The sequence below is a fragment of the Streptomyces sp. NPDC031100 genome, assembly GCF_055570785.1.
In genome coordinates this window covers 1-22,364 of sequence record NZ_JBVIGN010000028.1, presented here as the reverse complement: position 1 = coordinate 22,364, position 22,364 = coordinate 1, and the positions used below count along the sequence as shown (strand labels likewise).

General features: G+C 72.0%; 18 protein-coding genes. 12 read left to right on the top strand and 6 right to left on the bottom strand.

The features are described from left to right. Positions 1 to 45 precede the first annotated feature (45 nt). The 4 genes from ACZ5DS_RS42290 to ACZ5DS_RS42275 form a co-directional block, all read right to left on the bottom strand. A complete protein-coding gene (locus tag ACZ5DS_RS42290; RefSeq protein WP_468249770.1) occupies positions 46 to 1,053 on the bottom strand; it encodes a DNA-3-methyladenine glycosylase family protein in 1,008 nt (335 codons plus the stop codon). 102 nt (positions 1,054 to 1,155) lie between these two features. Further along, positions 1,156 to 2,463 (bottom strand): coenzyme F420-0:L-glutamate ligase, encoded by a 1,308-nt coding sequence (locus ACZ5DS_RS42285; protein ID WP_468249768.1) that lies wholly within the window; start codon positions 2,461 to 2,463, stop codon positions 1,156 to 1,158. After that, the gene (gene cofD / locus ACZ5DS_RS42280) at positions 2,460 to 3,419 is read right to left on the bottom strand and encodes a 2-phospho-L-lactate transferase (RefSeq protein WP_468249766.1); all 960 of its coding nucleotides are present in this window, start codon (positions 3,417 to 3,419) and stop codon (positions 2,460 to 2,462) included. The genes ACZ5DS_RS42285 and cofD overlap by 4 nt, the downstream gene beginning before the upstream one ends. A gap of 66 nt (positions 3,420 to 3,485) precedes the next feature. Further along, complete coding sequence (locus ACZ5DS_RS42275; protein WP_468249764.1) at positions 3,486 to 3,992, bottom strand: cysteine dioxygenase; 507 nt, start codon at positions 3,990 to 3,992, stop codon at positions 3,486 to 3,488. 620 nt (positions 3,993 to 4,612) lie between these two features. On the opposite strand from ACZ5DS_RS42275, the gene ACZ5DS_RS42270 reads away from it, so the two are divergent. The 3 genes from ACZ5DS_RS42270 (at position 4,613) to ACZ5DS_RS42260 (ending at position 10,173) form a co-directional block, all read left to right on the top strand. After that, the gene (locus ACZ5DS_RS42270; protein ID WP_003975777.1) at positions 4,613 to 4,876 is read left to right on the top strand and encodes a WhiB family transcriptional regulator; all 264 of its coding nucleotides are present in this window, start codon (positions 4,613 to 4,615) and stop codon (positions 4,874 to 4,876) included. Between the two features lie 171 nt (positions 4,877 to 5,047). Beyond that, a complete protein-coding gene (locus ACZ5DS_RS42265; protein ID WP_468249761.1) occupies positions 5,048 to 8,668 on the top strand; it encodes a glycosyltransferase family 2 protein in 3,621 nt (1,206 codons plus the stop codon). Further along, the gene (locus ACZ5DS_RS42260; protein WP_468249759.1) at positions 8,665 to 10,173 is read left to right on the top strand and encodes a DUF5719 family protein; all 1,509 of its coding nucleotides are present in this window, start codon (positions 8,665 to 8,667) and stop codon (positions 10,171 to 10,173) included. Before ACZ5DS_RS42265 ends, ACZ5DS_RS42260 begins: the two co-directional genes overlap by 4 nt. A 137-nt stretch (positions 10,174 to 10,310) precedes the next feature. Here ACZ5DS_RS42260 and ACZ5DS_RS42255 read toward each other — a convergent pair whose 3' ends face one another. Beyond that, positions 10,311 to 10,763, bottom strand: coding sequence for a metallopeptidase family protein (locus tag ACZ5DS_RS42255; protein ID WP_468249784.1), 453 nt, complete (start codon positions 10,761 to 10,763; stop codon positions 10,311 to 10,313). Positions 10,764 to 11,093: 330 nt separating this feature from the next. Between ACZ5DS_RS42255 and ACZ5DS_RS42250 the strand changes: the two genes are divergently transcribed. The 8 genes from ACZ5DS_RS42250 (at position 11,094) to ACZ5DS_RS42215 (ending at position 19,858) form a co-directional block, all read left to right on the top strand. Further along, positions 11,094 to 11,468, top strand: a complete 375-nt coding sequence (locus ACZ5DS_RS42250; RefSeq protein ID WP_468249757.1) for a DUF3499 domain-containing protein — start codon at positions 11,094 to 11,096, stop codon at positions 11,466 to 11,468. Positions 11,469 to 11,610: 142 nt separating this feature from the next. Then, a complete protein-coding gene (locus tag ACZ5DS_RS42245) occupies positions 11,611 to 12,975 on the top strand; it encodes a phosphomannomutase/phosphoglucomutase (protein ID WP_468249754.1) in 1,365 nt (454 codons plus the stop codon). A 257-nt stretch (positions 12,976 to 13,232) separates the two neighbouring features. Further along, positions 13,233 to 13,403, top strand: a complete 171-nt coding sequence (locus ACZ5DS_RS42240; RefSeq protein ID WP_007382472.1) for a Trm112 family protein — start codon at positions 13,233 to 13,235, stop codon at positions 13,401 to 13,403. An 85-nt stretch (positions 13,404 to 13,488) separates the two neighbouring features. Further along, positions 13,489 to 14,616 (top strand): SIS domain-containing protein, encoded by a 1,128-nt coding sequence (locus ACZ5DS_RS42235; protein ID WP_468249752.1) that lies wholly within the window; start codon positions 13,489 to 13,491, stop codon positions 14,614 to 14,616. 94 nt (positions 14,617 to 14,710) lie between these two features. Then, positions 14,711 to 15,862 (top strand): mannose-6-phosphate isomerase, class I, encoded by a 1,152-nt coding sequence (manA, locus tag ACZ5DS_RS42230; protein ID WP_468249749.1) that lies wholly within the window; start codon positions 14,711 to 14,713, stop codon positions 15,860 to 15,862. A 131-nt stretch (positions 15,863 to 15,993) separates the two neighbouring features. After that, positions 15,994 to 16,974 (top strand): cation diffusion facilitator family transporter, encoded by a 981-nt coding sequence (locus ACZ5DS_RS42225; RefSeq protein ID WP_468249747.1) that lies wholly within the window; start codon positions 15,994 to 15,996, stop codon positions 16,972 to 16,974. 705 nt (positions 16,975 to 17,679) lie between these two features. Then, on the top strand, positions 17,680 to 19,137 hold the full coding sequence (ahcY, locus tag ACZ5DS_RS42220) for an adenosylhomocysteinase (RefSeq protein ID WP_468249744.1): 1,458 nt from the start codon (positions 17,680 to 17,682) through the stop codon (positions 19,135 to 19,137). A 106-nt stretch (positions 19,138 to 19,243) separates the two neighbouring features. Beyond that, entirely contained in the window at positions 19,244 to 19,858 is a 615-nt protein-coding gene (locus ACZ5DS_RS42215) for a hypothetical protein (RefSeq protein ID WP_468249742.1), read from the top strand. A 40-nt stretch (positions 19,859 to 19,898) separates the two neighbouring features. On the opposite strand, the gene ACZ5DS_RS42210 is transcribed toward ACZ5DS_RS42215, so the two are convergent. Beyond that, on the bottom strand, positions 19,899 to 20,885 hold the full coding sequence (locus tag ACZ5DS_RS42210; RefSeq protein ID WP_468249739.1) for an RDD family protein: 987 nt from the start codon (positions 20,883 to 20,885) through the stop codon (positions 19,899 to 19,901). Between the two features lie 144 nt (positions 20,886 to 21,029). Here ACZ5DS_RS42210 and ACZ5DS_RS42205 point away from each other — a divergent pair, with 144 nt between their 5' ends. Next, a complete protein-coding gene (locus ACZ5DS_RS42205) occupies positions 21,030 to 22,037 on the top strand; it encodes a stage II sporulation protein M (protein WP_468249737.1) in 1,008 nt (335 codons plus the stop codon). Positions 22,038 to 22,364: the final 327 nt, after the last annotated feature.

Genomic DNA, 22,364 nt, shown 5'->3' with positions numbered 1-22,364 from the left:
CAGTGCGGGCGAGCGAAACCCACCCCGGCCGCAGCACAGGGCGCCCTACAGCAGACCGATGTCCACCCGAGGCATCTTCGGCGCCCTGCGCGCAGGCACGTTCCCGCTGAGCAGGATCAACCGAGCCGCCCGATGCCGCTGCCCGGCGTACGGCTCAAGCAAGCGCAGCATCTCCGCGTCGTCCGCATGCCGATTCCCGGCCAGCGCCCACCCCACGATTCCGGGCAGATGCAGATCGCCGACGGTCACCGCATCCGCCGCCCCATGACTGCGCTGCACGACCTCCGCCGACGTCCACGGCCCCACCCCGGGCACGACCTCCAACCGCGCCTGAGCCTCCCCCGCAGACATCGCCACCGCCTGCTCCAGCCGCGCAGCAACCCGCACGGCCCGCAGAATCGTCGAGGCCCGTTTGTCGTCGACCCCCGCCCGATGCCACTCCCAGGAGGGAATCAGCGCCCAGCTCCGAGGCGCGGGCATCACCCACATCGGCCGCTCGCTCACCCCCGCAGGCCCGGGCGCCCGCTCCCCGAACCTCCGCACCAGCAACCGCCACGCCCGATACGCCTCATCGGTCGTGACCTTCTGCTCCAGCACCGACGGAATCAACGACTCCAGCACCAGCCCGGTCCGCGTCAACCGCAGCCCCGGCCGCCGATGCCGCGCCAGCGCCACCACCCGGTGCCGCGGCACGAACGCGTCCGGATCATCAGCCGCACCGAGCAACTGCGGCAACTGCTCCAGCAGCCACTCGGCACCCGGCCCCCACGCCTCCCCGCGCACCTCACCGCCGCGGACGTACACCCGCAGCGTCCCCGGCCCGGCGGGCGTCCGGCTGGTCCGCCACACGGACCCGTCCCGTGTCGTCCGGAACGTCGGATCGGCGGGCCCGCGCCGCAGCGGCCCCAGCACCAGCCCGAGGTCGAGCGGACCGTCCGGCACCCAGCTCCGCACCCGTGCCGCCGTACTCTGTCGCGGCACCCCGGCGGGCACGGCGACCTCCCCGCCGCGCACGGTCGTACGGGTGGGGCGCGGAGCGAAACGTCCAGCCACGATCGAGTCCTATGCGTCCTATGAGTCCGGGTGGGGGGGCGCTGCTGCGGAGCCTTTGCTGTCCTATGAGACTAGGCGAGAGCGCACGGCCGTACGGGACTCTCACCGCACCTCGATGAACGCCCCCGCATCCCGCTCGGGCCGCGGTCTCGGCTCCTCCGCCGGGGTCCCGATGGCCACCGCCCCCATCGGATCCCACTCCGCCGGCAGCCCCAGCACCTCGCGCACCACGTCCCGGCAGAACATCGTCGACGACACCCAGGCCGACCCCAGCCGCTCCCCGGCCAGCGCGACCAGGAAGTTCTGCACGCCCGCGCCCGCCGCGACCACGAACATCTCCCGCTCGGCGCCGTCCCGCCGGGCGTCCCCGTAGGTGTGCGAGCCGTCCATGACCAGGCAGGGCACGACCAGATACGGCGCGCCCCGCAGCACGTCCCCGCGCCGGACCCGCTTGGCGATGGACTCCTCGCTCTTGCCGTCCCGGCGCAGGTCCGCGATCCACGCCTCACGCATCGCGTCGAGCAGCCGTACCCGCGACTCCTCCGACTCCAGCAGCACGAACCGCCAGGGCGTCGTGTGGTGCGGCGCGGGCGCGGTCACCGCTGCGGCCACCGCACGCCGGACCGCGCCGGGGTCCACGGGGGTGTCGGTGAAGGCCCGTACGGTACGGCGCTGGGTCACGGCCTCGCGCACGGCCTCGGACGTGCCGAGCCGGAACATGTCGTCCCGCGCGGTACGCACCAGCGCCCGCGCTCCCTCGCCGTGCTCCTCGGCCACGGCATGGCCGAGCCCCCGCACCACGGCGACCGGCCGCCCCGTCGCCTTGCCCTTGACCAGGTCGCCGGCGGCGGCCAGTTCGTCCGCCGTGGCGACGACGGTGGCGCTGAGCGGATTGCCGTACGCGTCCGTGCCCCCGCGCAGATCGTCCAGCACGTGCACCCCGGCGGCGCCGATCGCCACGTCCGTGAGTCCCGAGCGCCAGGGGCGCCCGAAGGTGTCGGTGACGACGACACCGACATGGACGCCGAGGGTGTCGCGCAGCCCGTCGCGGATCGCGCGCGCGGAGGCGTCCGGGTCCTCGGGCAGCAACAGCACCGTTCCGGCACGGGTGTTGGAGGCGTCGACCCCGGCGGCCGCCATGACCAGGCCCTGCCGGTTCTCGACGATGCGCAGGGTGCCGCGCCGGGCCACCACCCGCACCGTCTCGGAGTCGATCGCGGCCTCCCGGTCGGCCGCCTGGAGGATCCGTCCCTCGGCCTTGGACACGATCTTGGAGGTGACGAGCAGCACATCCCCGTCGGCCAGGCCGGGCTCGGCCGTGGCGATCAGCTTGGCCAGGTCGTCGCCCGCCTGCACCTCGGGGATGCCGGACAGGGCCCAGACCCGGTACTCCGCGCGGTCCTCGCTCACGCTCCGCGCACCTCCTCGGCCAGCGCCAGCGCCTCCCGGGCCATCTGCGCGGTCGCGTCCACGTCGGTCATCATCAGCGGTACGGCCCGGCAGCGGATCCCGTCCGCCTCGATCCGCTCGACCGCGCCCGCGTCCACGGTGTCGACCAGCCAGCCGTCCAGCAGCCCGGAGCCGTAGTGCTCGGCGACCGCCGCGGCCGTGGCCTCCACGCCGACCGCGGCGAGCACCTTGTCGGCCATCCCGCGCACCGGCGCGTCCCCGACGATGGGGGAGAGGCCCACCACCGGCACGCCCGCCTCCGCGATCGCCTCCCGGATGCCGGGCACGGCGAGGATCGTGCCGATGGACACGATCGGGTTGGACGGCGGGAAGAGGATGACGTCCGCCTCGGCGATCGCCTCAAGGACACCCGGCGCCGGCTTGGCCTGCTCGGCGCCGACCGGCACGACCGCCTCGGCGGGGACCGAGGCGCGCAGCCGTACCCAGTACTCCTGGAAGTGGACGGCCTTGCGTTCGCCGTCCAGCTCGACGGCCACGTGCGTCTCCACCCGGTCGTCGGTCATCGGGATCAGCCGCACGCCCGGCTGCCAGCGGTCGCACAGCGCCTCGGTGACCGCGCTCAGCGGATAGCCGGCGCCCAGCATCTGCGTCCGCACGATGTGGGTGGCGAAGTCCCGGTCGCCGAGCCCGAACCACTCCGGGCCGACGCCGTAGGCCGCCAGCTCCTCCTTGAGGCGGAAGGTCTCGTCGGTCCGTCCCCAGCCCTGCTCCTCGTTGATGCCGCCGCCCAGCGTGTACATCACCGTGTCGAGGTCCGGGCAGACCTTCAGCCCGAAGAGGTGGATGTCGTCGCCGGTGTTGCCGATGACCGTGATGTCCGCGTCCGGCACGGCCCGCTTCAGACCGCGCAGGAAACGGGCACCGCCGATGCCGCCTGCCAGAACCACAATGCGCATGGGGCAAGTCTGGCAGGCGGGTACGACAACGCGTCAGGCAGTCGCCGGACGCGCACGGGTCGGGTTTCAGGCAGTCACCGCACGCGGCTCGGTGCGTGCCTCGCAGTGCTGGGCCGTGTGCATCGGCATCTCGGTCAGGCCTGGGTAGTAGACGTGCAGGGTCACCGCCGGCTCCAGCGCGTCGTTCACCACCTCGTGCACGTACCCCGGCGCGAACACCCGCTGCGCGCCGGCGGCCAACGCGCGCGTGCCGCGCTCGGTGTGCTCGGTCAGCGTGCCCTCCAGGACGGTGAGGACACCGGAGGAGCGGCCGTGGTCGTGCCGCCCGCTGCCCTGTCCCGGCACCCAGGACAGCAGCCACACCTCGTAGCCGGGGCCGGTGCGCAGCCGGTGGTACCAGCGGGTGGTGGCGTCGTAGCGGACGAGGTGCGCCCACTGGGAGCGGTCGGCGGCGACGGCGCGGGCGAGGCCCACGAACTCGGCGACGGTGGCCGGGTGCTCGCGCGGCGGCTGGAGCAGGTGCGGGACTTCGAGGATGTCGCCGGCGATCTGGAGGTCGTTGTCGCTGTTCATAGGGATGCTGTGATTCCTCGGCGGAAGAGTGGGGTGCCCTGGACCGGGGCTCTGCGAAGGAGGGAACGGCCGAGTCAGGAGACTCGGCGACAGCCGGAGCGCGTCGGCTCAACAGCTGCAACAGCAACAACAGCTACAGCGAACCGGGGCAGCACCGAGGGACCCGGCGGTGCGGGTCGAGGTGAGTGCCAAGTTCGCGAGCATGCCCACAAGGACATCGGTTCACACCCGCACTGTCAACTCGGCGCCCGGAATGTGGGACAGGTTTCACCTCATCCGGTTCACCTGTCAGGCGAAAGGTTTGTTCACTCGACACCGGGGACACATGGCGCACATCCGAGAGCTCAGGCCTCACGGAACGCGATCGAACGCGGGGGCGTCCTTCTTCGTACAGAGGTCCGTACGGGGTCCCGCCCCTCCGGCCTCAGCTGCACGTCAAGGTTTATGCCGATTTGAACACTTTCCGCACGGCCTTGGTTCCGCAGAGTGAATAACGGGCCCAATAGCAGATCTCGGCTTGACTCGCCCGGAGCAGCACACTTGTAATTTCACTCGTGTCGTTCAGCCGAAATCGGTAACGGCTGCGGCACGGGGACGCGAAAGACAGACGAGGGGCGCACATGACCGAGCTGGTGCAGCAACTGCTGGTCGACGACGCGGACGAGGAACTCGGCTGGCAGGAGCGCGCGCTGTGCGCCCAGACCGACCCCGAGTCGTTCTTCCCCGAGAAGGGCGGCTCCACCAGAGAGGCGAAGAAGGTCTGCCTCGCCTGCGAGGTCCGCTCCGAGTGCCTCGAATACGCCCTCGCCAACGACGAGCGCTTCGGCATCTGGGGCGGCCTGTCCGAGCGGGAGCGCCGTCGGCTGAAGAAGGCCGCCGTCTGAGCGCACATCTCCACACAAACCCCACGAACGGCCCGTCGCGGGTGGGTTATCCACAGGCGGCGGGCCGTCGTCATGGGCAGCCGATAGTGTGGTCGCTCGTCCGAGACGCCCCGCTGTCCCCTCGGGGCACAGGCGTCCACCGCAGTCCATCGAACCGGGGCCCGTACCTCGATGTCCGTGCACAGCCATACGGCAGCCCAAGACCCGGCTGCCACTCCTGAGTTCCCGCGTCATGTGGTGACCGCGGTGCTCGTCTCCCACGACGGCGCCCGCTGGCTGCCCGACGCGCTCACCGGGCTGCTCGGCCAGGAGCGCCCCGTCCAGTACGCGGTGGCGGCCGACACCGGCAGCGCGGACGACTCCGCCCAGCTGGTCACCGAGGCCCTCGGCGACGACCGGGTGCTGCACCTCGCCCGGCGCACCGGCTTCGGCCAGGCCGTCGACGAGGCGAACCGCATCGCCCCCGTCCTCACCCCGGACGAGCTGCCGTATCTGAAGCGCCCCAGCGGCTGGGACCCCGTCACGCGCAGCTGGCGCGACGACGCCTACGACCTGCCCGAACTGCCGCACGGCGAGCCCGTCCACTGGCTGTGGCTGCTGCACGACGACTGTGCCCCCGAACCCGACGCCCTCGCCCAGCTGCTCCGGGTCGTCGACAACGAACTCGAACTGGGCCGCGACGACGTCGCGGTCGTCGGCCCCAAGCTGCTCGGCTGGTACGACCGCAGGCAACTGCTGGAGGTCGGCGTCTCCATCGCCAACTCCGGCCGCCGCTGGACCGGCCTCGACCGCCGTGAACAGGACCAGGGCCAGCACGACCACGTCCGCACCGTGCTGTCCGTCTCCACCGCAGGCATGCTCATCCGCCGGGACGTCTTCGAACAGCTCGGCGGATTCGACCGCCGGCTGCCCCTGATGCGGGACGACGTCGACCTGTGCTGGCGCGCCCACACGGCCGGCCACCGCGTCCTCGTCGCCCCCGAGGCGGTCGTACGGCACGCCGAGGCGGCCTCCCGCGAGCGCCGCACCGTCGACTGCGTCGGCCGCACGGCCGCCTCCCCGCACAAGGTCGACAAGGCCGGCGCCGTCTACACCCTCCTCGTCAACACCCGCGCCGCCGTGCTGCCCTGGATCCTGCTGCGGCTCGTCGTCGGCACCGTCCTGAGGACGGTCGCCTATCTGGTCGGCAAGGTCCCGGGCCAGGCCGTCGACGAGATCCGAGGCCTGCTCGGCACCCTGCTGCGCCCCGAACGGATCCTCGCCGGACGGCGCCGCCGCGGACCCTCGCAGATCGACAAGGGCGAGCTGCGCCAGCTCTTCCCGCCGCCCGGCGCGACCGTCCGCGCCACCGTGGAACAGATCGCGGGCAACTTCTCCGGCGGCTCCGACGACACCTCCTCGGCCGGCCGGCACGGCGGCGCCGTGGAGTCCGGGCCCGGCGGCGACGACGCCGAGTACCTGGAGATCGAGCAGTTCGCCCGGCTCAAGCGCATCGCCCGCAAGCCCGGCCCGGTGCTCTTCCTGGCCCTGCTGCTGGTCTCGCTCGTCGCCTGCCGCGCCCTGCTCGGCAGCGGCGCGCTCGCGGGCGGCGCCCTGCTGCCCGCCCCGCCCGACGCCGGCGACCTCTGGTCCCGCTTCGCGGACGTCTGGCACCCGGTGGGCGCTGGCGGCACCCCGCCCGCACCGCCCTACCTGGCCGTCGTCGCGACCCTCGCCTCGATCCTGTTCGGCTCAACCGGACTCGCGGTCACCGTCCTGCTGGTCTGCTCGGTGCCGCTGGCCGGGTTCACCGCCTACTTCGCCTCCCGGCCCCTCGTCACCTCCCGCCTGCTGCGCGCCTGGGCGTCCATCGCCTACGCCTTCCTGCCCGCCGCCACCGGCGCCCTGGCGGGCGGCCGCATCGGCACCGCCGTCCTCGCCGTCCTGCTGCCCCTCATCGCGCGCGCGGGCGTCGCCGCGAGCGGCCTCGCCAGAGCCTCCGGCGCACGCGGCAGCTGGCGCGCCACCTGGGCGTACGCACTGCTGCTGACCATCACCACCGCGTTCACGCCGATCGTCTGGCCCATCGCCCTGATCCTGGGACTCGGCGTGCTGGTCCTGCGCCGCAGCGACCTCGTCGCGGGCAGCCTGCGCTTCCTCGCCCAGCTCGGCACCCCGCTGCTGGTCCTCGCCCCCTGGTCGCTCACCCTCCTGCCGACCGGCTTCTTCAAGGAGACGGGCCTGGAGTACGGCTCCTCCAGCGCCTCCGCACTCGACCTGCTCGGCGCGAGCCCGGGCGGCCCCGGCACCGTCGACGGCCTGATGCTCATCGGCATCGTCCTCGCCGCCCTGGCCGCGCTCCTGCGCTCCGAACGCCGGACGGGCATCCGGACCGCATGGGCGATCGCCCTGATCGGCCTCGTCTTCGCCGTCCTGTCCAATCACTCCACCTGGGCCGGCCCGGCCACCCTCGTCTACGGCATCGCCCTGCTGGCCGCCGCCGCCCTCGGCGCCGACGGGGCACGCGCACGTGTGGCCGAGCAGAGCTTCGGCTGGCGCCAGCCGGTCGCCGCCCTCATCGCCTTCGCCTCGGCGGCGGGCCCGCTGCTCGTCGCCGCCGGCTGGATGATCCGCGGCGCCGACGGCCCGCTGGAGCGCCGCGACCCGGTGCAGGTCCCCGCGTTCGTCGCCGAGGACGCCACCACCCGCGACCAGGCCCGCACCCTGATCCTCGACAGCGACTCCACCGCACGCGTGCGCTACACCCTCGTGCGTGGCTCCGGCGCCCGCATGGGAGACGCCGAACTCGCCGCCGCCGACGGCGAGAACGCCAAGTTCGACAAGGTCGTCGCCAACCTCGTCGCCGGCTCCGGCGCCGACCAGGCCGGCCAGCTCGGCGGCTTCGCGGTGCGCTACGTCCTCGTCCACAAGGGCGCACCCCGCGAGGTCACCCGCGTCCTGGACGCCACACCCGGCCTGACCCGGCTCAGCCAGCAGGACGGCAGCGCCCTGTGGCGCGTCGACCAGCAGGTCTCCCGCGCCACGATCGTGCCCGCGGGCGGCTCCGGCACCGCCCGGTCCGTCGCCGCCGGACCGGTCGAGATCCACACCACCGTGCCCTCCGGCTCGGGCGGTCGCGTCCTGCGCCTGGCCGACGCCGCCGCCGACGGCTGGACGGCCACCCTGGACGGCAAGCCGCTCACCCGCACCACGGTCGACGGCTGGGCCCAGGGCTTCCAACTGCCCTCTACCGGCGGCCGGCTGGACGTCACCTACGACGCCCCGATCACCCACACCGCCTGGCTGTGGGCCCAGGGGGCGCTTGCCGTCGTTCTCGTCGTCCTCGCCCTGCCGGGCCGTCGCCGCGACATCGACGACGACCTCCCCGAGGAGCAGCCGCTGCCCGCCCAGGCCAGCGCCGGCCAGGGCCGCCGCGCCCGCCGCCTGCGCGCCCAGGCCGAGGAGCCCGCCGACCAGGACCAGCCCGGGGAGCCCGCGCTCCCGCAGGAGACCCCGGCCGCCGTGCCGCACCAGCAGCAGTACGCCGACTGGGACGCCGCGTCCTACCAGAGCGCCGAGTACGACGGCTACAGCGCCGACCCGTACCAGGGCGCCGGGCAGTACCCGGCAGGCGGCTACGACCAGCAGGCGTACCAGCCCGACGCGTACCAGACCGGCCAGTACGACCCCTACGCCTACGGCGGTACGGCCGAGCAGATGCCGTACGACCCGACGGCGTACCAGCAGGGCTACGACCCGGCCCAGCATCCCTACGGCACCGGCAGTGAGCGCCCCGACGGGAGCCAGCAGTGAACCGCACGACCCTGTCCCTGATCGCCGGCACGACCGCGCTGGCCGCCGTCACCGCCTTCGCCGCGCTCGACTCGCCGTCCGCCTCCGGCGCGAGCACCGCCAAGGCCGCCGCCGAGCTGCCCGTGGAGCGCACCAGCCTGGTGTGCCCCGCGCCGAGCCTGTCCGACATCGCCGACACGGCCTACACGTCGTTCACCCCCGTCACCAAGGGCACGGCGGGCGACGGCAAGGCCGAACTCCAGGCGGCCACCGAGCAGTCGGGCGACGACACGAGCGACAGTACGAAGGGGAAGCACACCAAGAAGAAGGCCGACAAGCCCGTCCTCACCCCGAAGGAGCCGGGCAAACCGGACACCGGCGACACCTCCGGCGCCGACACGCCCGCGCTGGTCGGCACCGCCGACGGGAAGTTCGCGCCGGGCTGGACCGTCCAGGAGACCACCGAGGTCGCCGCGGGCACCGGCCGCGGCCTCCAGGGCGTCAACTGCACCGCCCCCGACACCGAGTTCTGGTTCCCGGGCGCCAGCACGTCCGCGGACCGCACCGACTACGTGCACGTCACCAACCCGGACGACTCCGCCGCGGTCGTCGACATCGAGCTGTACGGCAAGGACGGCACGATCAAGTCCACGGTCCCGGACGGCTTCACGATCCCGCCGCACACCAGCAAGCCCATCCTGCTGTCCACCCTCACCGCCGAGCGGCAGACCGACCTGACCGTGCACGTCAGCGTGCGCAGCGGGCGGGTCGGCGCGGCCGTACAGGCGCTGGACGACAAGGCGGGCGGCGACTGGCTGGCCCCGGCCGCCGACCCGGCCGGCAGCCTGGTCCTGCCCGGCATCCCGAAGGACGCCACCGACGTCCGCCTGATCGCGTTCACGCCCGGCGACGCCGACGCGGACCTGAAGATCCGCCTGGCCTCCCCGGGCGGCCCGATCACCCCGGCCGGTCACGAGACCCTGCACGTGAAGTCCGGCATGACCACCGTGGCCGACCTCGGCGACGTCACCCGGGGCGAGGCGGGCTCCCTCATCCTGACCCCCACCGACCAGTCGGTCCCGGTCGTGGCGGCACTGCGGGTGGTCCGGGGCAAGGGGGCCAAGCAGGAGACGGCGTTCATCCCCGCCACGGCCCCCGTCGGCACGCGCGCGACCTCGGCCGACAACAGCGGCAAGACCACGACCCTCTCCCTGACCGCCCCCACGGCCACCACCACGGCCAAGGTCACGGCATCGGCGGGCAGCGAGGGCGGCACCCCGGTGACCAAGACCTACACGATCAAGTCCGGCACCACCCAGGACATCTCCGGCCTCGTCCCCTCCGGCCTGAAGGGCACCTACGCCCTCACGGTGGAGACCGTCTCCGGCGGCCCCCTCTACGCCTCCCGCACCCTCGCAGCCACCGAGTCGGGCATCCCGGGCTTCACCGTCCAAACCCTCCCGAACGACCGAGGCCTGGTGTTGGTACCCGAGGCGGACGAGGACTTGTCGGTACTCCAGAGGTAGCCCGGAAGCGGGGCCGTCCCGCGGGATTGGGGCCCCCGCTCGAGCGAAGCCGAGAGCGGGGGAGGCACCCCGCCGGCGCAGGCAACCGAACCCCACCCCCGCCCAGCCACAGCACCGGGCAACGGATCATCCGCGGCCTAGTCCTCCCCGTACCGAGGATCCACAGTCTCCGGAGTCAGCCCCAGCAACTCGGCCACCTGCTCCACGACCACCTCGTGCACCAGCGCAGCCCGCTCGTCCCGCCCCTTGGTCCGAATCTCCACCGGACGCCGGTACACCACGACCCGAGCCCGCCGCCCGTCGCGCGCAGGAATGATCCCGCCCAGCGGCACCGCCTCGTCGCCCCACGCCTCCGCACCCCGCCCGTCCAGCCGAGGCACCTCGAGCACCAGGAAGTCGACGTCGGCCAACTGCGGCCACCGCCGCTCAAGCCGCTCCACGGAGTCCTGCACCAGGTCCGCGAACAGATCGGCGCGGCTGGCCGCGAGCGGCACCTGCGGCGGCGCGATCGGCCCCCGCATGCCCCGTCCATGACGATCACGGCGACGGGGCCCGGGGCCGGCGGCACGGGGCGGTACACGGTTGTCCATCACTGGTGAAGCGTAGTCCCCGCACGCTCTGCCCGCCCGGCCCCACGCGGCAACCGGTCACCACCACCGCATGTCACAGGATGACCATTCCAGCCAAGGTCTGGCTCGTTTCCGTAACCCTCCAAGACCGGCGAACTCAAGGCAATTGACATTGTTTGTACCTACTCATGACCGGACGCAGTCCCGCCCCAGACCTCGCGCCCACCCGTACCCGCAGGTCAACAGGGCCTGTTCGGAAAGGCGTGTGGGGCGTCTCACAGCACGACACGGTGGAGTGACCTGGGGGAGAGTCGTCGCGGCCCGCTCAAGAGTGCGGTACCGTCCAACGTCGTGAGCCCTGTACGTCGCTGTTCGCGAACCGCCTGCGGCCGACCCGCCGTCGCGACGCTGACGTACGTCTACGCCGACTCGACCGCAGTCCTCGGCCCGCTCGCCACCTACGCCGAACCCCACTGCTACGACCTGTGCGCCGAGCACTCCGAGCGCCTCACCGCCCCCCGCGGCTGGGAGGTCGTCCGCCTCCTCGACGGCTCCGCTCCCGCCCGCCCCAGCGGGGACGATCTGGAAGCGCTTGCCAACGCCGTTCGCGAGGCGGCCCGCCCCCAGGAGCGGGCGGCCGAGGCCGGCGGCGGAGGGCGCACCGCGGACCCCATGGAGGTCGCCCGCCGCGGCCACCTGCGCGTCCTGCGTTCCCCGGACAACTGAGCCCTCGCTCACCAGTTCCCGTCACCCCGCGCCACCTCGCGTCCCGGGTTACGGCTGGGAGTCCACCCGGTGTCCGCACACCGCACCCTTACCCCCGACGGGTAGTTTGTGGGCACCCATAGGACTTTCAGGAGGGTTGGCCGTGGCTGCTGATCTGTCGCAGATCGTGAAGGCGTACGACGTACGCGGAGTGGTTCCGGACCAGTGGGACGAGTCGCTGGCCGGCCTCTTCGGTGCCGCCTTCGCCGAGGTGACGGGTGCGGCGGCGATCGTCGTCGGCCACGACATGCGCCCCTCGTCCCCCGCCCTGTCCCGCGCCTTCGCGCGCGGCGCCACGGACCGCGGGGTGGACGTCACCGAGATCGGCCTGTGCTCCACGGACCAGCTGTACTACGCCTCGGGTGCGCTGAACCTCCCGGGCGCGATGTTCACGGCCTCCCACAACCCGGCGCAGTACAACGGCATCAAGATGTGCCGCGCGGGCGCTGCCCCCGTCGGCCAGGACACGGGCCTCGCCCAGATCCGCGAACTGGTCGAGCGCTGGCTGGAGTCGGGCGCCCCGGAGCCGGCCGCCGAGCCGGGAACCCTCAGCTCGCGCGAGACGTTGGAGGATTACGCGGCGCACCTGCGCTCCCTCGTCGACCTGGCCTCCATCCGCCCCCTGAAGGTCGTGGTCGACGCCGGCAACGGCATGGGCGGCCACACGGTCCCCACGGTCTTCGCCGGCCTGCCCCTGACCGTCGTGCCGATGTACTTCGAACTGGACGGCACCTTCCCGAACCACGAGGCCAACCCGCTCGACCCGGCCAACATCGTGGACCTGCAGAAGCGGGTCCCGGCAGAGGACGCCGACCTGGGCATCGCCTTCGACGGCGACGCCGACCGCTGCTTCGTCGTGGACGAGAACGGCGACCCGGTCTCCCCGTCGGCGATCACCGCGCTGGTCGCCGCACGCGAGCTGGCCCGCAACGGCGGCAAGGGCACGGTCATCCACAACCTGATCACGTCCCGCACCGTCCCGGAGGTGGTGAAGGAGAACGGCGGCACCCCGGTCCGCACCCGCGTCGGCCACTCCTTCATCAAGGCCGAGATGGCCCGCGCCGGCGCGATCTTCGGCGGCGAGCACTCCGCCCACTACTACTTCAAGGACTTCTGGAACGCCGACACGGGCATGCTGGCGGCCCTGCACGTCCTCGCGGCCCTCGGCGGCCAGGACGGCCCCCTGTCCGCCCTCGTGGCCCAGTACGACCGTTACGCGGGCTCCGGCGAGATCAACTCCACGGTCGCCGACCAGGCCGCCCGCCTCGCCGCGATCCGCACCGCCTACGAGGGCCGCCCCGGCATCACCCTCGACGACCTCGACGGCCTCACGGTCTCCGCCGCCGACTGGTGGTTCAACGTCCGCCCGTCCAACACGGAGCCGCTGCTCCGCCTGAACGCGGAGGCGAAGGACGAGGCGACGATGACCAAGATCCGCGACGAGGCACTGGCGATCATCCGAGCCTGAGAAGCCGCTTTTCCTGCGCCGGAGCCGGGCCGGGCTCGTGCATGCCCCCGGCCCGCCCCTCCTTTCCCCGCCGCTCGTGCCGTGTCGCCGGGACCTTGCCTCTCAGTCGACCGAGACGGGCGGGTCGGCAAACGCGGGCCAAGGGGTGGAGCCCCCTGGGCGGCACTGGAGCCAACCGAGCCCATCAGTCAACGCCCAGCGGTACGCTGACCAGGCACATCCAGAAAAAGACGTACCCGCCCCCGAAGGGACACCCCATGCCGCTCGAAGCCGGCCTCCTGGAGATCCTCGCCTGCCCGGCCTGCCACGCGCCCCTCAAGGAGCAGGACACCGAGCTGATCTGCACCGGCCAGGACTGCGGCCTGGCATACCCCGTCCGTGACGGCATCCCGGTCCTGCTGGTCGACGAGGCCCGCCGCCCCGCGTAACCGGGCCGCCGCCGCGTCACGACGAGGCGCCCACCCCGCGCTAGAACCCCCGCACAGGACCCCCGGCGATCGGAGGCTGCCGACCATGCTCGACGAATCGCTGCTAGACGCCCCGGAGGGCCTCACCGAGGCCGACCGCCGAGGCCTCCTCCGCGGCGCGGCGGAGGCCGGCGCCCGCGTCCGCACCGCCGCCCGGCACGCCACCGAGGCCGGCGTCGGAGACCTCAAGCCCGACGGCCGCCCCCGCGCCGTCCTGATCGCCGGCCCGGGAGCGGCCGCCACCCACACGGCCGACTTCATCAGCAGCCTCGCCGGCCCCGGCAGCCCCGTCACCCGATTGGCCCCCACGGGCGTCGCCCCGGCCGCGGGCGCCCTGCGCTGGGAACTCCCGGGTTGGGCCGGCTCCGTCGACCTGCTGCTGATCGCCACCCCGGACGGCACCGAACCCAGCCTCACCCTGCTCGCCGAGCAGGCCTACCGCCGCGGCTGCTCGGTCGTCGCCGTGGCCCCGGCCCGCACCCCGCTCGCCGAGGCGATGGCCGGTGCGCACGGGCTGTTCGTACCGATGGCGACGACGCCGTACGACCAGGAAGAACCCCTCGCCGCGTCCTCCTCGGGCGTTTTCTGGGCCCTGCTCACCCCACTGCTGGCGCTCCTGGACCGCATCGGCCTGCTCACCGCCCCGCCGGAGGACCTGGAGAAGATCGCCGACCGCCTGGACCACATCGCCGAGCGCTGCGGCCCGGCCATCGCGACCTACAGCAACCCGGCCAAGACCCTCGCCGCCGAGCTCGCCGACGCGCTGCCCGTCGTATGGACGGAAGGCAGCGCGGCCGGGCCCGCGGGCCGCCGGTTCGCCGCCGCCCTCGCCGAACTGGCCGGCCGCCCGGCCCTGGTCGCCGAACTCCCCGAGGCGCTCGCCGTGCACAGCGCCCTGCTGGCCGGCCCGCTCGCGGCCAGCGCCGACCCCGACGACTTCTTCCGGGACCGCGTGGAGGAGACGCCCGCGATGCACGCGCGCGTGGTGCTGCTCCGAGACCGCCCGATCGGCGGCTTCACCGCCGCCCCCGCAGCCCGTGACCTGGCCCTCGGCCACGACACGCCGATCAGCGAACTCGAACCGGAAGAGGGCGGGGACCTGGAGACGCTCGCAGAACTGATCGCCATCACGGATTTCGCCGCCGTTTACCTGGCGCTCGCTTCCAGGGCCTGACCTTGCTCAGGGTCGACCGACCCGCGCCCGCCAGCGGCACGAAACCGGCGACGGCGCCGGCCGAGCAGCGTACGTACGGAGACAGAGAAGCCACATGGACCGCCTCGACAACACCGTCCGCCCCTACGCCTGGGGTTCCGCCACCGCCATCCCGCACCTGCTCGGCGTCGAGCCGACCGGCGAACCGCAGGCGGAGATGTGGATGGGCGCGCACCCGGGTGCTCCCTCGCGCACCGCGCGTGGGACGCTCGTCGAGGTCATCGCAGCCGACCCGGAGCGCGAACTGGGCGCCGGGTCGGTCGCGAAGTTCGGCCCGCAGCTGCCGTTCCTCCTGAAGGTCCTCGCCGCCGGCGCGCCCCTCTCCCTCCAGGTGCACCCCAACCTGGAGCAGGCCAAGGAGGGTTATGCCGACGAGGAGCGGCGCGGCGTCCCCATCGACGCCCCGCACCGCAACTACAAGGACGCCAACCACAAGCCCGAAATGATCTGCGCGCTCACGGAGTTCGACGGCCTGTGCGGCTTCCGCGACCCCGTCCAGACCGCCGACCTCCTCGACGGGCTCGGCGTCGACTCCCTCAAGCCGTACGTCGACCTGCTGCACGCCCACCCCGAGGACGCCGCCCTGCGCGAGGTCCTCACGGCCGTCCTCGCCGCCGACCCCGAGGAGATGGCCCGCACGGTCGCCGAGGCCACCGCCGCCTGCACCCGCCTCGGTGGCGAGTACGCCCCGTACGCCGACCTGGCCCACCACTACCCGGGCGACCCCGGCGTCATCGCGGCCATGCTCCTCAACCACGTCCGTCTCCAGCCCGGCGAGGCCCTGTTCCTCGGCGCCGGCATCCCGCACGCCTACCTCAGCGGCCTCGGCGTCGAGATCATGGCCACCTCCGACAACGTCCTGCGCTGCGGCCTGACCCCCAAGCACGTCGACGTCCCCGAACTCCTGCGCGTCGTCCGCTTCGAGGCCGGCGACGCGGGCGTGCTGCGCCCCGAGGCCTCCCCGGACGGCGAGGAGGTCTACGAGACGCCGATCGACGAGTTCCGGCTCTCCCGGTACGTCCTCCCCGAGGGCGGGACTGCCCACGACCTCACCCGGGACACCCCGCAGATCCTGCTCTGCACGGCCGGTTCCGTTCGGGCGGGCGAACTCGAACTCGCCCCCGGCCAGTCGGTCTTCGTCCCCGCGGGTGAGAAGGCCGAGGTGTCCGGCACGGGCACGGTCTTCCGCGCCACTGTGATCGTATGACCGGGGCTGTGGATACCTGACGCGCCGCTGCCCGGCCGGGCTGCAAGAATGGCCCACCGGCAAAGCACGGGCAAAGACCGGCACACGCCTGGACGGCGTAGACGTACGAGGGCGAAGGGACACGCGGACACATGAGCGCGTCAGGCGGTACCAAGGCGATCGTGGCGGCACTCGGCGCCAACCTCGCGATCGCGGCATCGAAGTTCGTGGCGTTCGCGTTCAGCGGCTCCTCCTCGATGCTCGCCGAGGGCGTCCACTCGCTCGCCGACTCGGGCAACCAGTTCCTGCTGCTGATCGGCGGCAAGAAGGCCCAGCGCGAGGCGACCCCGCAGCATCCCTTCGGCTACGGCCGCGAGCGGTACATCTACGCCTTCCTCGTCTCGATCGTCCTGTTCTCCGTCGGCGGCATGTTCGCCATCTACGAGGGCTACGAGAAGATCCTGCACCCGCACGAGATCGAGCACTGGTACTGGCCGGTGGGCGTCCTCGTCTTCGCGATCATCGCCGAGGGCTTCTCGTTCCGTACGGCCATCAAGGAGTCGAACGAGCTGCGCGGCAAGCTCTCCTGGTCGCAGTTCATCCGCCGAGCCAAGGCGCCCGAGCTGCCGGTGGTCCTGCTGGAGGACTTCGGCGCGCTCATCGGTCTGATCCTCGCCCTCGGCGGCGTGGGCCTGGCCCTGCTCACCGGCGACGGCATCTGGGACGGCATCGGCACCGTCTGCATCGGCATCCTGCTCGTCCTGATCGCCCTGGTCCTGGCCGCCGAGACCAAGTCGCTGCTGCTCGGCGAGGCCGCGGGCATCGAGGAGGTCAAGGAGATCGAGGCCGCGATCGTCGACGGCGACACGGTCACCGGCGTCATCCACATGCGCACGCTCCACCTCGGCCCCGAGGAGCTGCTCGTCGCCGCCAAGATCGCCGTCCAGCACGACGACACGGCCGCCGAGGTCGCGAACGCCATCAACGCCGCCGAGGCCCGCATCCGCGCCGCCGTCCCCATCGCCCGCGTCATCTACCTGGAGCCGGACATCTACAGCGAGGCCGAGGCAGCCAAGGGCCCCGACCCGGAGGCGACCCCGGGCGGCCCGACCCCGCAGCCTGCCGGTCACTGAGTTCCGCTACGGCGACGGGGCCCGCCCATGGCCGGGCAGGCCCCGTCGCCTTTGGGCACGGCAGTCGTCAGACCTGCTGTACGGACCAAGGCGCCGACGGCACCGTCGCCGCCCTTCGCCGCCGTACCGCGAGGGCACCGCTCCCCGGCTCGATCCCGGTGGGGACCAGCATGCCGCCCTGATCCGCCGCTGCTCGTCACCACCGCCCGTGGGGGGAGGGCCGGCCGGACTGGTCACGTCGATCTCCTAACGCCTTCGTCACACGAGGCGCCTTCCCGGACGCCTCGCGAGATCGATCGGAACTCCCGATCTCCCTGCATCCTGCAACACCCCGCCCCCGGCTCAAAGGTGCGAAAGTCCCTGTTCATGCTGGTCTGTAGCCTCCTGACCCACGCTCTCCGGCCATCCACCCACCCCCTGCGAACCCCCACGCCCCTCCCGTGAACGCCTGAGGGATGACCAGAACCGTCCTGAGGCGGACTGGGGACGGCGGGGCCCTCCGGTGTAGCTTGGGACGGAGCCAGACGTCGCTGCTGATGGCGGTCGGGCGGTCCCACTGCGGACCGACCGAGGGAGAGAGGGCCTCCGACGGACTGCGCTGCGCGCACGCGGGCATGCCTGTGTCCTTTCCTCGGGCACCCCTGTGTCCGCCGCCGCGCAGACCAGCCGTACCCACCTCGACCCGATTCCGAGGAGCAGCTCGTAATGACGACTGTCGACAACCGACAGGACTTCAAGGTCGCCGACCTCTCCCTGGCCGAGTTCGGCCGCAAGGAGATCACCCTCGCCGAGCACGAGATGCCGGGCCTGATGGCGATCCGCAAGGAGTACGCCGAGGCCCAGCCCCTCGCCGGCGCCCGTGTCACCGGCTCCCTGCACATGACCGTGCAGACCGCCGTCCTCATCGAGACCCTGGTCGCCCTCGGCGCCCAGGTCCGCTGGGCCTCCTGCAACATCTTCTCCACCCAGGACCACGCGGCCGCCGCCATTGCCGTCGGCCCGAACGGCACGCCCGACAACCCGCAGGGCATCCCGGTCTTCGCCTGGAAGGGCGAGACCCTGGAGGAGTACTGGTGGTGCACCGAGCAGGCGCTGACCTGGCCGGACAGCCCCACCGGCGGCCCGAACATGATCCTGGACGACGGCGGTGACGCCACCCTCCTCGTCCACAAGGGCGTCGAGTACGAGAAGGACGGCAAGGTCCCCGCCCTGGAGACCGCCGAGTCCGACGAGCACCGCGTCATCCTCCAGCTGCTCCACCGCACCCTGGGCGAGAACCCCCAGAAGTGGACCCAGCTGGCCTCCGAGATCCGTGGTGTCACCGAGGAGACCACGACCGGTGTCCACCGCCTGTACGAGATGCAGCGCGACGGCGTCCTCCTCTTCCCGGCGATCAACGTCAACGACGCCGTCACCAAGTCCAAGTTCGACAACAAGTACGGCTGCCGCCACTCCCTGGTCGACGGCATCAACCGCGCCACGGACACCCTGATCGGCGGCAAGACCGCCGTCATCTGCGGCTACGGCGACGTGGGCAAGGGCTGCGCCGAGTCGCTGCGCGGCCAGGGCGCCCGCGTGATCATCACCGAGATCGACCCGATCTGCGCTCTGCAGGCGGCGATGGACGGCTACCAGGTCACGACCCTGGACGAGGTCGTCGAGACCGCCGACATCTTCATCACCACGACCGGCAACAAGGACATCATCCTTGCGTCGGACATGGCGAAGATGAAGCACCAGGCGATCGTCGGCAACATCGGCCACTTCGACAACGAGATCGACATGGCGGGCCTCGCCAAGGTTCCCGGCATCGTCAAGGACGAGGTCAAGCCGCAGGTCCACACCTGGACCTTCCAGGACGGCAAGAAGATCATCCTGCTGTCCGAGGGCCGCCTGCTGAACCTGGGCAACGCCACCGGTCACCCGTCGTTCGTGATGTCCAACTCCTTCGCGGACCAGACCCTGGCCCAGATCGAGCTGTTCACCAAGCCCGACGAGTACCCGACCGGCGTCTACACGCTGCCCAAGCACCTCGACGAGAAGGTCGCCCGCCTGCACCTGGACGCGCTCGGTGTGAAGCTCACCAAGCTGCGCCCCGAGCAGGCCGCGTACATCGGCGTGGACGTCGAGGGCCCGTACAAGTCGGACCACTACCGCTACTGAGTCCGCAGGTCCGCAGATCCTCCGAGGCAGGCCCCCGCACCCCCGTGCCGGGGGCCTGCCCCTTTGGAACCTTGGCCGGACCAGCCCGTCAAGACCCAGGACCCCCATGCCCCGCGGCCGCTATTCGCTCTACGATCCGCACGATCACACCCCCCTCGCAGAAGAACACTTCCAGTGCGCCCCCGGCCCGTCCGGCTGGCGCTACGTCTCCCAGCTGACCAATCCAGCGGGCGATCACTGCGGCTCGGTCGACCTCGCCCTCGACGACCTCGGCCGCCCCATCCGCCTCGAGCTGCACGCCGGAGGCTGGCAGGTGCGCGGTGCCGCCCTCGACGGCGTCACGTGGGTCCGTACCGACCCCACCGGCACTCATGCCACCGAAGGCAATGTGCGCGCCCACGCCTTCACCGGCACGTCCCCCGCGTTCCTTATCGCCACCGCCCGTCTGCTGCGCCTCACCCCCTCTTCGGCCGCGACCCGCGTACGCCTCCTGGCCTTCACGGACCCGGTCCTCGCCCCACGCACCCTGGACCAGTCCTGGGCCTTGGTGAACAGCGAAGCACACCCCACTGACAACGCCCCACTGATCGTGGACGAATACCAGGTCACAGCCCTGGACACGGGCGAGCAGCACACCGTGCACATCGCCGGCGACGTGGTCCTGGCCGCGCCTGGCATCGAGCTGGAGGAGCTCCAGTCACCGCCGTCGAGATTCGACTGATCCGAGCGATCCGGCGCCGACGACGGCGCGACGTGATTCGCTACGCCGGCGGCGCGAATCCAGTGGAGCCGGAACCGGTGGACGGGCGGTCGGACGGCCGCTCATCCCGTTGAGGCGACACGGGCTGAGCAACGGGAGCCGGTGGCTGGTAGGCGTTCGCCACGGGCGCCTGCGGCATAGGCGTCTGCTGAACCGGCAGAGGGTAGCCACCAGGCACGGCGCCACCGGGCACGCCGGGTGTGAAGCCCGACGGAGCGCCCCACGGCGCAATCGGACCTGGGCCCCCGAACGCCTGCCGGGCCTCGCGCGCCTGCCGTTCATGGACCACCGCCGCCAGGAAGGCGGCCGGGGGCACGCCCTGCGGTACCTGAGCTCCCGTACGAGCTGCGAGGTCGGTGGCCAACCGCTGCGCCATGTCCGCGGACACCTGCGGATCGAGCTGCTGCGTCCGTGTCAGGTACTGCCGGACGGCAAGCCACAGCCCGTCCGGTACGGCCGACAGATCGAGTTCGGCGAACCGTCCCGCGAGCCATGGCGGAGGCGGAGGCACCAGGCCGGCCCGTCCGACGGGAATCCGCTCGCGTACGACCAGGGTGCCCGCGAAGACGTCCCCCAGCCGGCGTCCTCGCGCCGACACCAGCGAGGCGATGGAGGCCACGACCCCGAAGGTCAGCAGGATCTCGACCACGCCGATCGCGCCCCGCACCAGCGCGTGCCGGAACCGGATGGGTCCGCCGTCGTCCCGCACCACACGCAGCCCGAACGCCAGCTTCCCGAGCGAGCGCCCATGACTGAGCGTCTCCACCGCGATCGGCCCGCCGACCAGCACCAACAGGAAGCTCGCGATCGACAGCGCGATCTGAGCGGCCTCGTCCAACGACGAGGTCGACGCGACCAGCGCGAAGCTCACGCCGATGTACACGAGCCCGTACACGACCAGGTCGAGCAACACCGACAACGCCCTGCTCGGCAGCTTCGCCGGCCGCAGTTCGAGCGCCACCGCCTCGCCGGTCACCAGCTCACTCACGCCCGCCGTCCTTCCCCTGGTCTGCCCCGTGCAGCGCAAGTCTGCCAAGCTGAGGGCGCATCGCGCCGCAGTACGACAACCTGACAGCCATAACGAGCATCCACGACGAGCCGTGGACGACCAGCCGAGGAGCAGGCAGACCCGATGGACCTGGACGTCTTCGTCTCCGCGCACCGTGCCGAATGGGACCGCCTCGACGCCCTGCTCCGCCGTCAGCGCCGCCTCAATGGCGCCGAGGCCGACGAACTCGTCGCCCTCTACCAGCGCACCGCAACCCACCTCTCCCTGATCCAGTCCAGCGCCCCCGACCCGCAGCTGACGGGCCGGCTCAGCCACCTCGTGGCACGCGCGCGTAGCGCCGTCACAGGTACCCGTCGCGCGTCATGGCGCGATGTCTCGCGCTTCCTGGGACAGGGCTTCCCCGCCGCGGTCTATCGCGCGCGCCACTGGTGGGTGCCCACCGCGCTCGTCTCCACCGCCGTCGCGATCCTCCTGGGCTGGTGGATAGGCACCCACCCAGAGGTGCAGTCGACCATTGCGGCCCCCAGCCAGCTGCGCGATCTGACCCGACCCGGCGGCGAGTACGAAACCTACTACTCGAGCCACCCGGCGGCCTCCTTCGCCGCCCAGGTGTGGACGAACAACGCCCAGGCCGCCGCGATGTGCCTGGTGCTGGGCGTCTTCCTGGGCCTGCCCGTGCTCTGGATCCTCTTCGAGAACATGCTCAACCTGGGCGTCGGCTTCGGCCTGATGTCCTCGGCAGGCCGCCTCGACACCTTCCTCGGCCTGATCCTCCCGCACGGCCTGCTCGAACTGACCGCTGTCTTCGTAGCCGCAGGCACCGGACTCCGGCTCGGGTGGACCGTCATCGACCCCGGCCCCCGCAGCCGTCGTGCCGCTCTCGCGGAGGAGGGCCGGGCCGCCGTGGGCATGGCCATCGGCCTTGCGCTGGTCCTGTTCGTCTCCGGCGCCATCGAAGGCTTCGTCACCCCGTCCGGCCTGCCCACCTGGGCCCGTATCGGCATCGGGGTCGTGGCCGAGGCGGCATTCCTGGCGTACGTCTACGTCCTCGGCGGCCGCGCGGCACGCGCCGGCGAGACGGGCGACCTCGAAGCGGCCGAACGCAGCGCGACCACCCCAACGGCCGCCTGATGTGCGTCCGGGGCCTGTGACCTGCTAGTCTCCTCTTCGCCCACGAAACCCGTTGACACGGGTGGGGTGGGGAGGTAGATTCTATGAGTTGCCCGGAACTGGACAGGTTCGGGACTGATCGTTTAGAATCTACTCTGCTTCCCGAGAGTCGCTACGGCGCTACCGAGAAGCAACCTCCGACTTACTACTCAGAAATGAGTGGCCGGCCAGACCGGCTCAGAACTTCTGATAAAGTCGGAACCGCCGGAAAGGAAACCGCGAGAGCGGAAACCTGGAAAGCACCGAGGAAATCGGATCGAGAAAAGATCTGATAGAGTCGGAAACACC

What these genes read in the sequence shown, in the direction of transcription:
- ACZ5DS_RS42205 (WP_468249737.1), top strand. Translation starts at nt 21,030, where the DNA reads ATGGACCTGGACGTCTTCGTCTCCGCGCACCGTGCCGAATGGGACCGC.
- ACZ5DS_RS42265 (WP_468249761.1), top strand. Translation starts at nt 5,048, where the DNA reads ATGTCCGTGCACAGCCATACGGCAGCCCAAGACCCGGCTGCCACTCCT.
- cofD (WP_468249766.1), bottom strand. Translation starts at nt 3,419, where the DNA reads ATGCGCATTGTGGTTCTGGCAGGCGGCATCGGCGGTGCCCGTTTCCTG.
- ACZ5DS_RS42270 (WP_003975777.1), top strand. Translation starts at nt 4,613, where the DNA reads ATGACCGAGCTGGTGCAGCAACTGCTGGTCGACGACGCGGACGAGGAA.
- ACZ5DS_RS42215 (WP_468249742.1), top strand. Translation starts at nt 19,244, where the DNA reads ATGCCCCGCGGCCGCTATTCGCTCTACGATCCGCACGATCACACCCCC.
- ACZ5DS_RS42240 (WP_007382472.1), top strand. Translation starts at nt 13,233, where the DNA reads ATGCCGCTCGAAGCCGGCCTCCTGGAGATCCTCGCCTGCCCGGCCTGC.
- ACZ5DS_RS42225 (WP_468249747.1), top strand. Translation starts at nt 15,994, where the DNA reads ATGAGCGCGTCAGGCGGTACCAAGGCGATCGTGGCGGCACTCGGCGCC.
- ACZ5DS_RS42235 (WP_468249752.1), top strand. Translation starts at nt 13,489, where the DNA reads ATGCTCGACGAATCGCTGCTAGACGCCCCGGAGGGCCTCACCGAGGCC.
- ACZ5DS_RS42255 (WP_468249784.1), bottom strand. Translation starts at nt 10,763, where the DNA reads ATGGACAACCGTGTACCGCCCCGTGCCGCCGGCCCCGGGCCCCGTCGC.
- ahcY (WP_468249744.1), top strand. Translation starts at nt 17,680, where the DNA reads ATGACGACTGTCGACAACCGACAGGACTTCAAGGTCGCCGACCTCTCC.
- ACZ5DS_RS42275 (WP_468249764.1), bottom strand. Translation starts at nt 3,992, where the DNA reads ATGAACAGCGACAACGACCTCCAGATCGCCGGCGACATCCTCGAAGTC.
- manA (WP_468249749.1), top strand. Translation starts at nt 14,711, where the DNA reads ATGGACCGCCTCGACAACACCGTCCGCCCCTACGCCTGGGGTTCCGCC.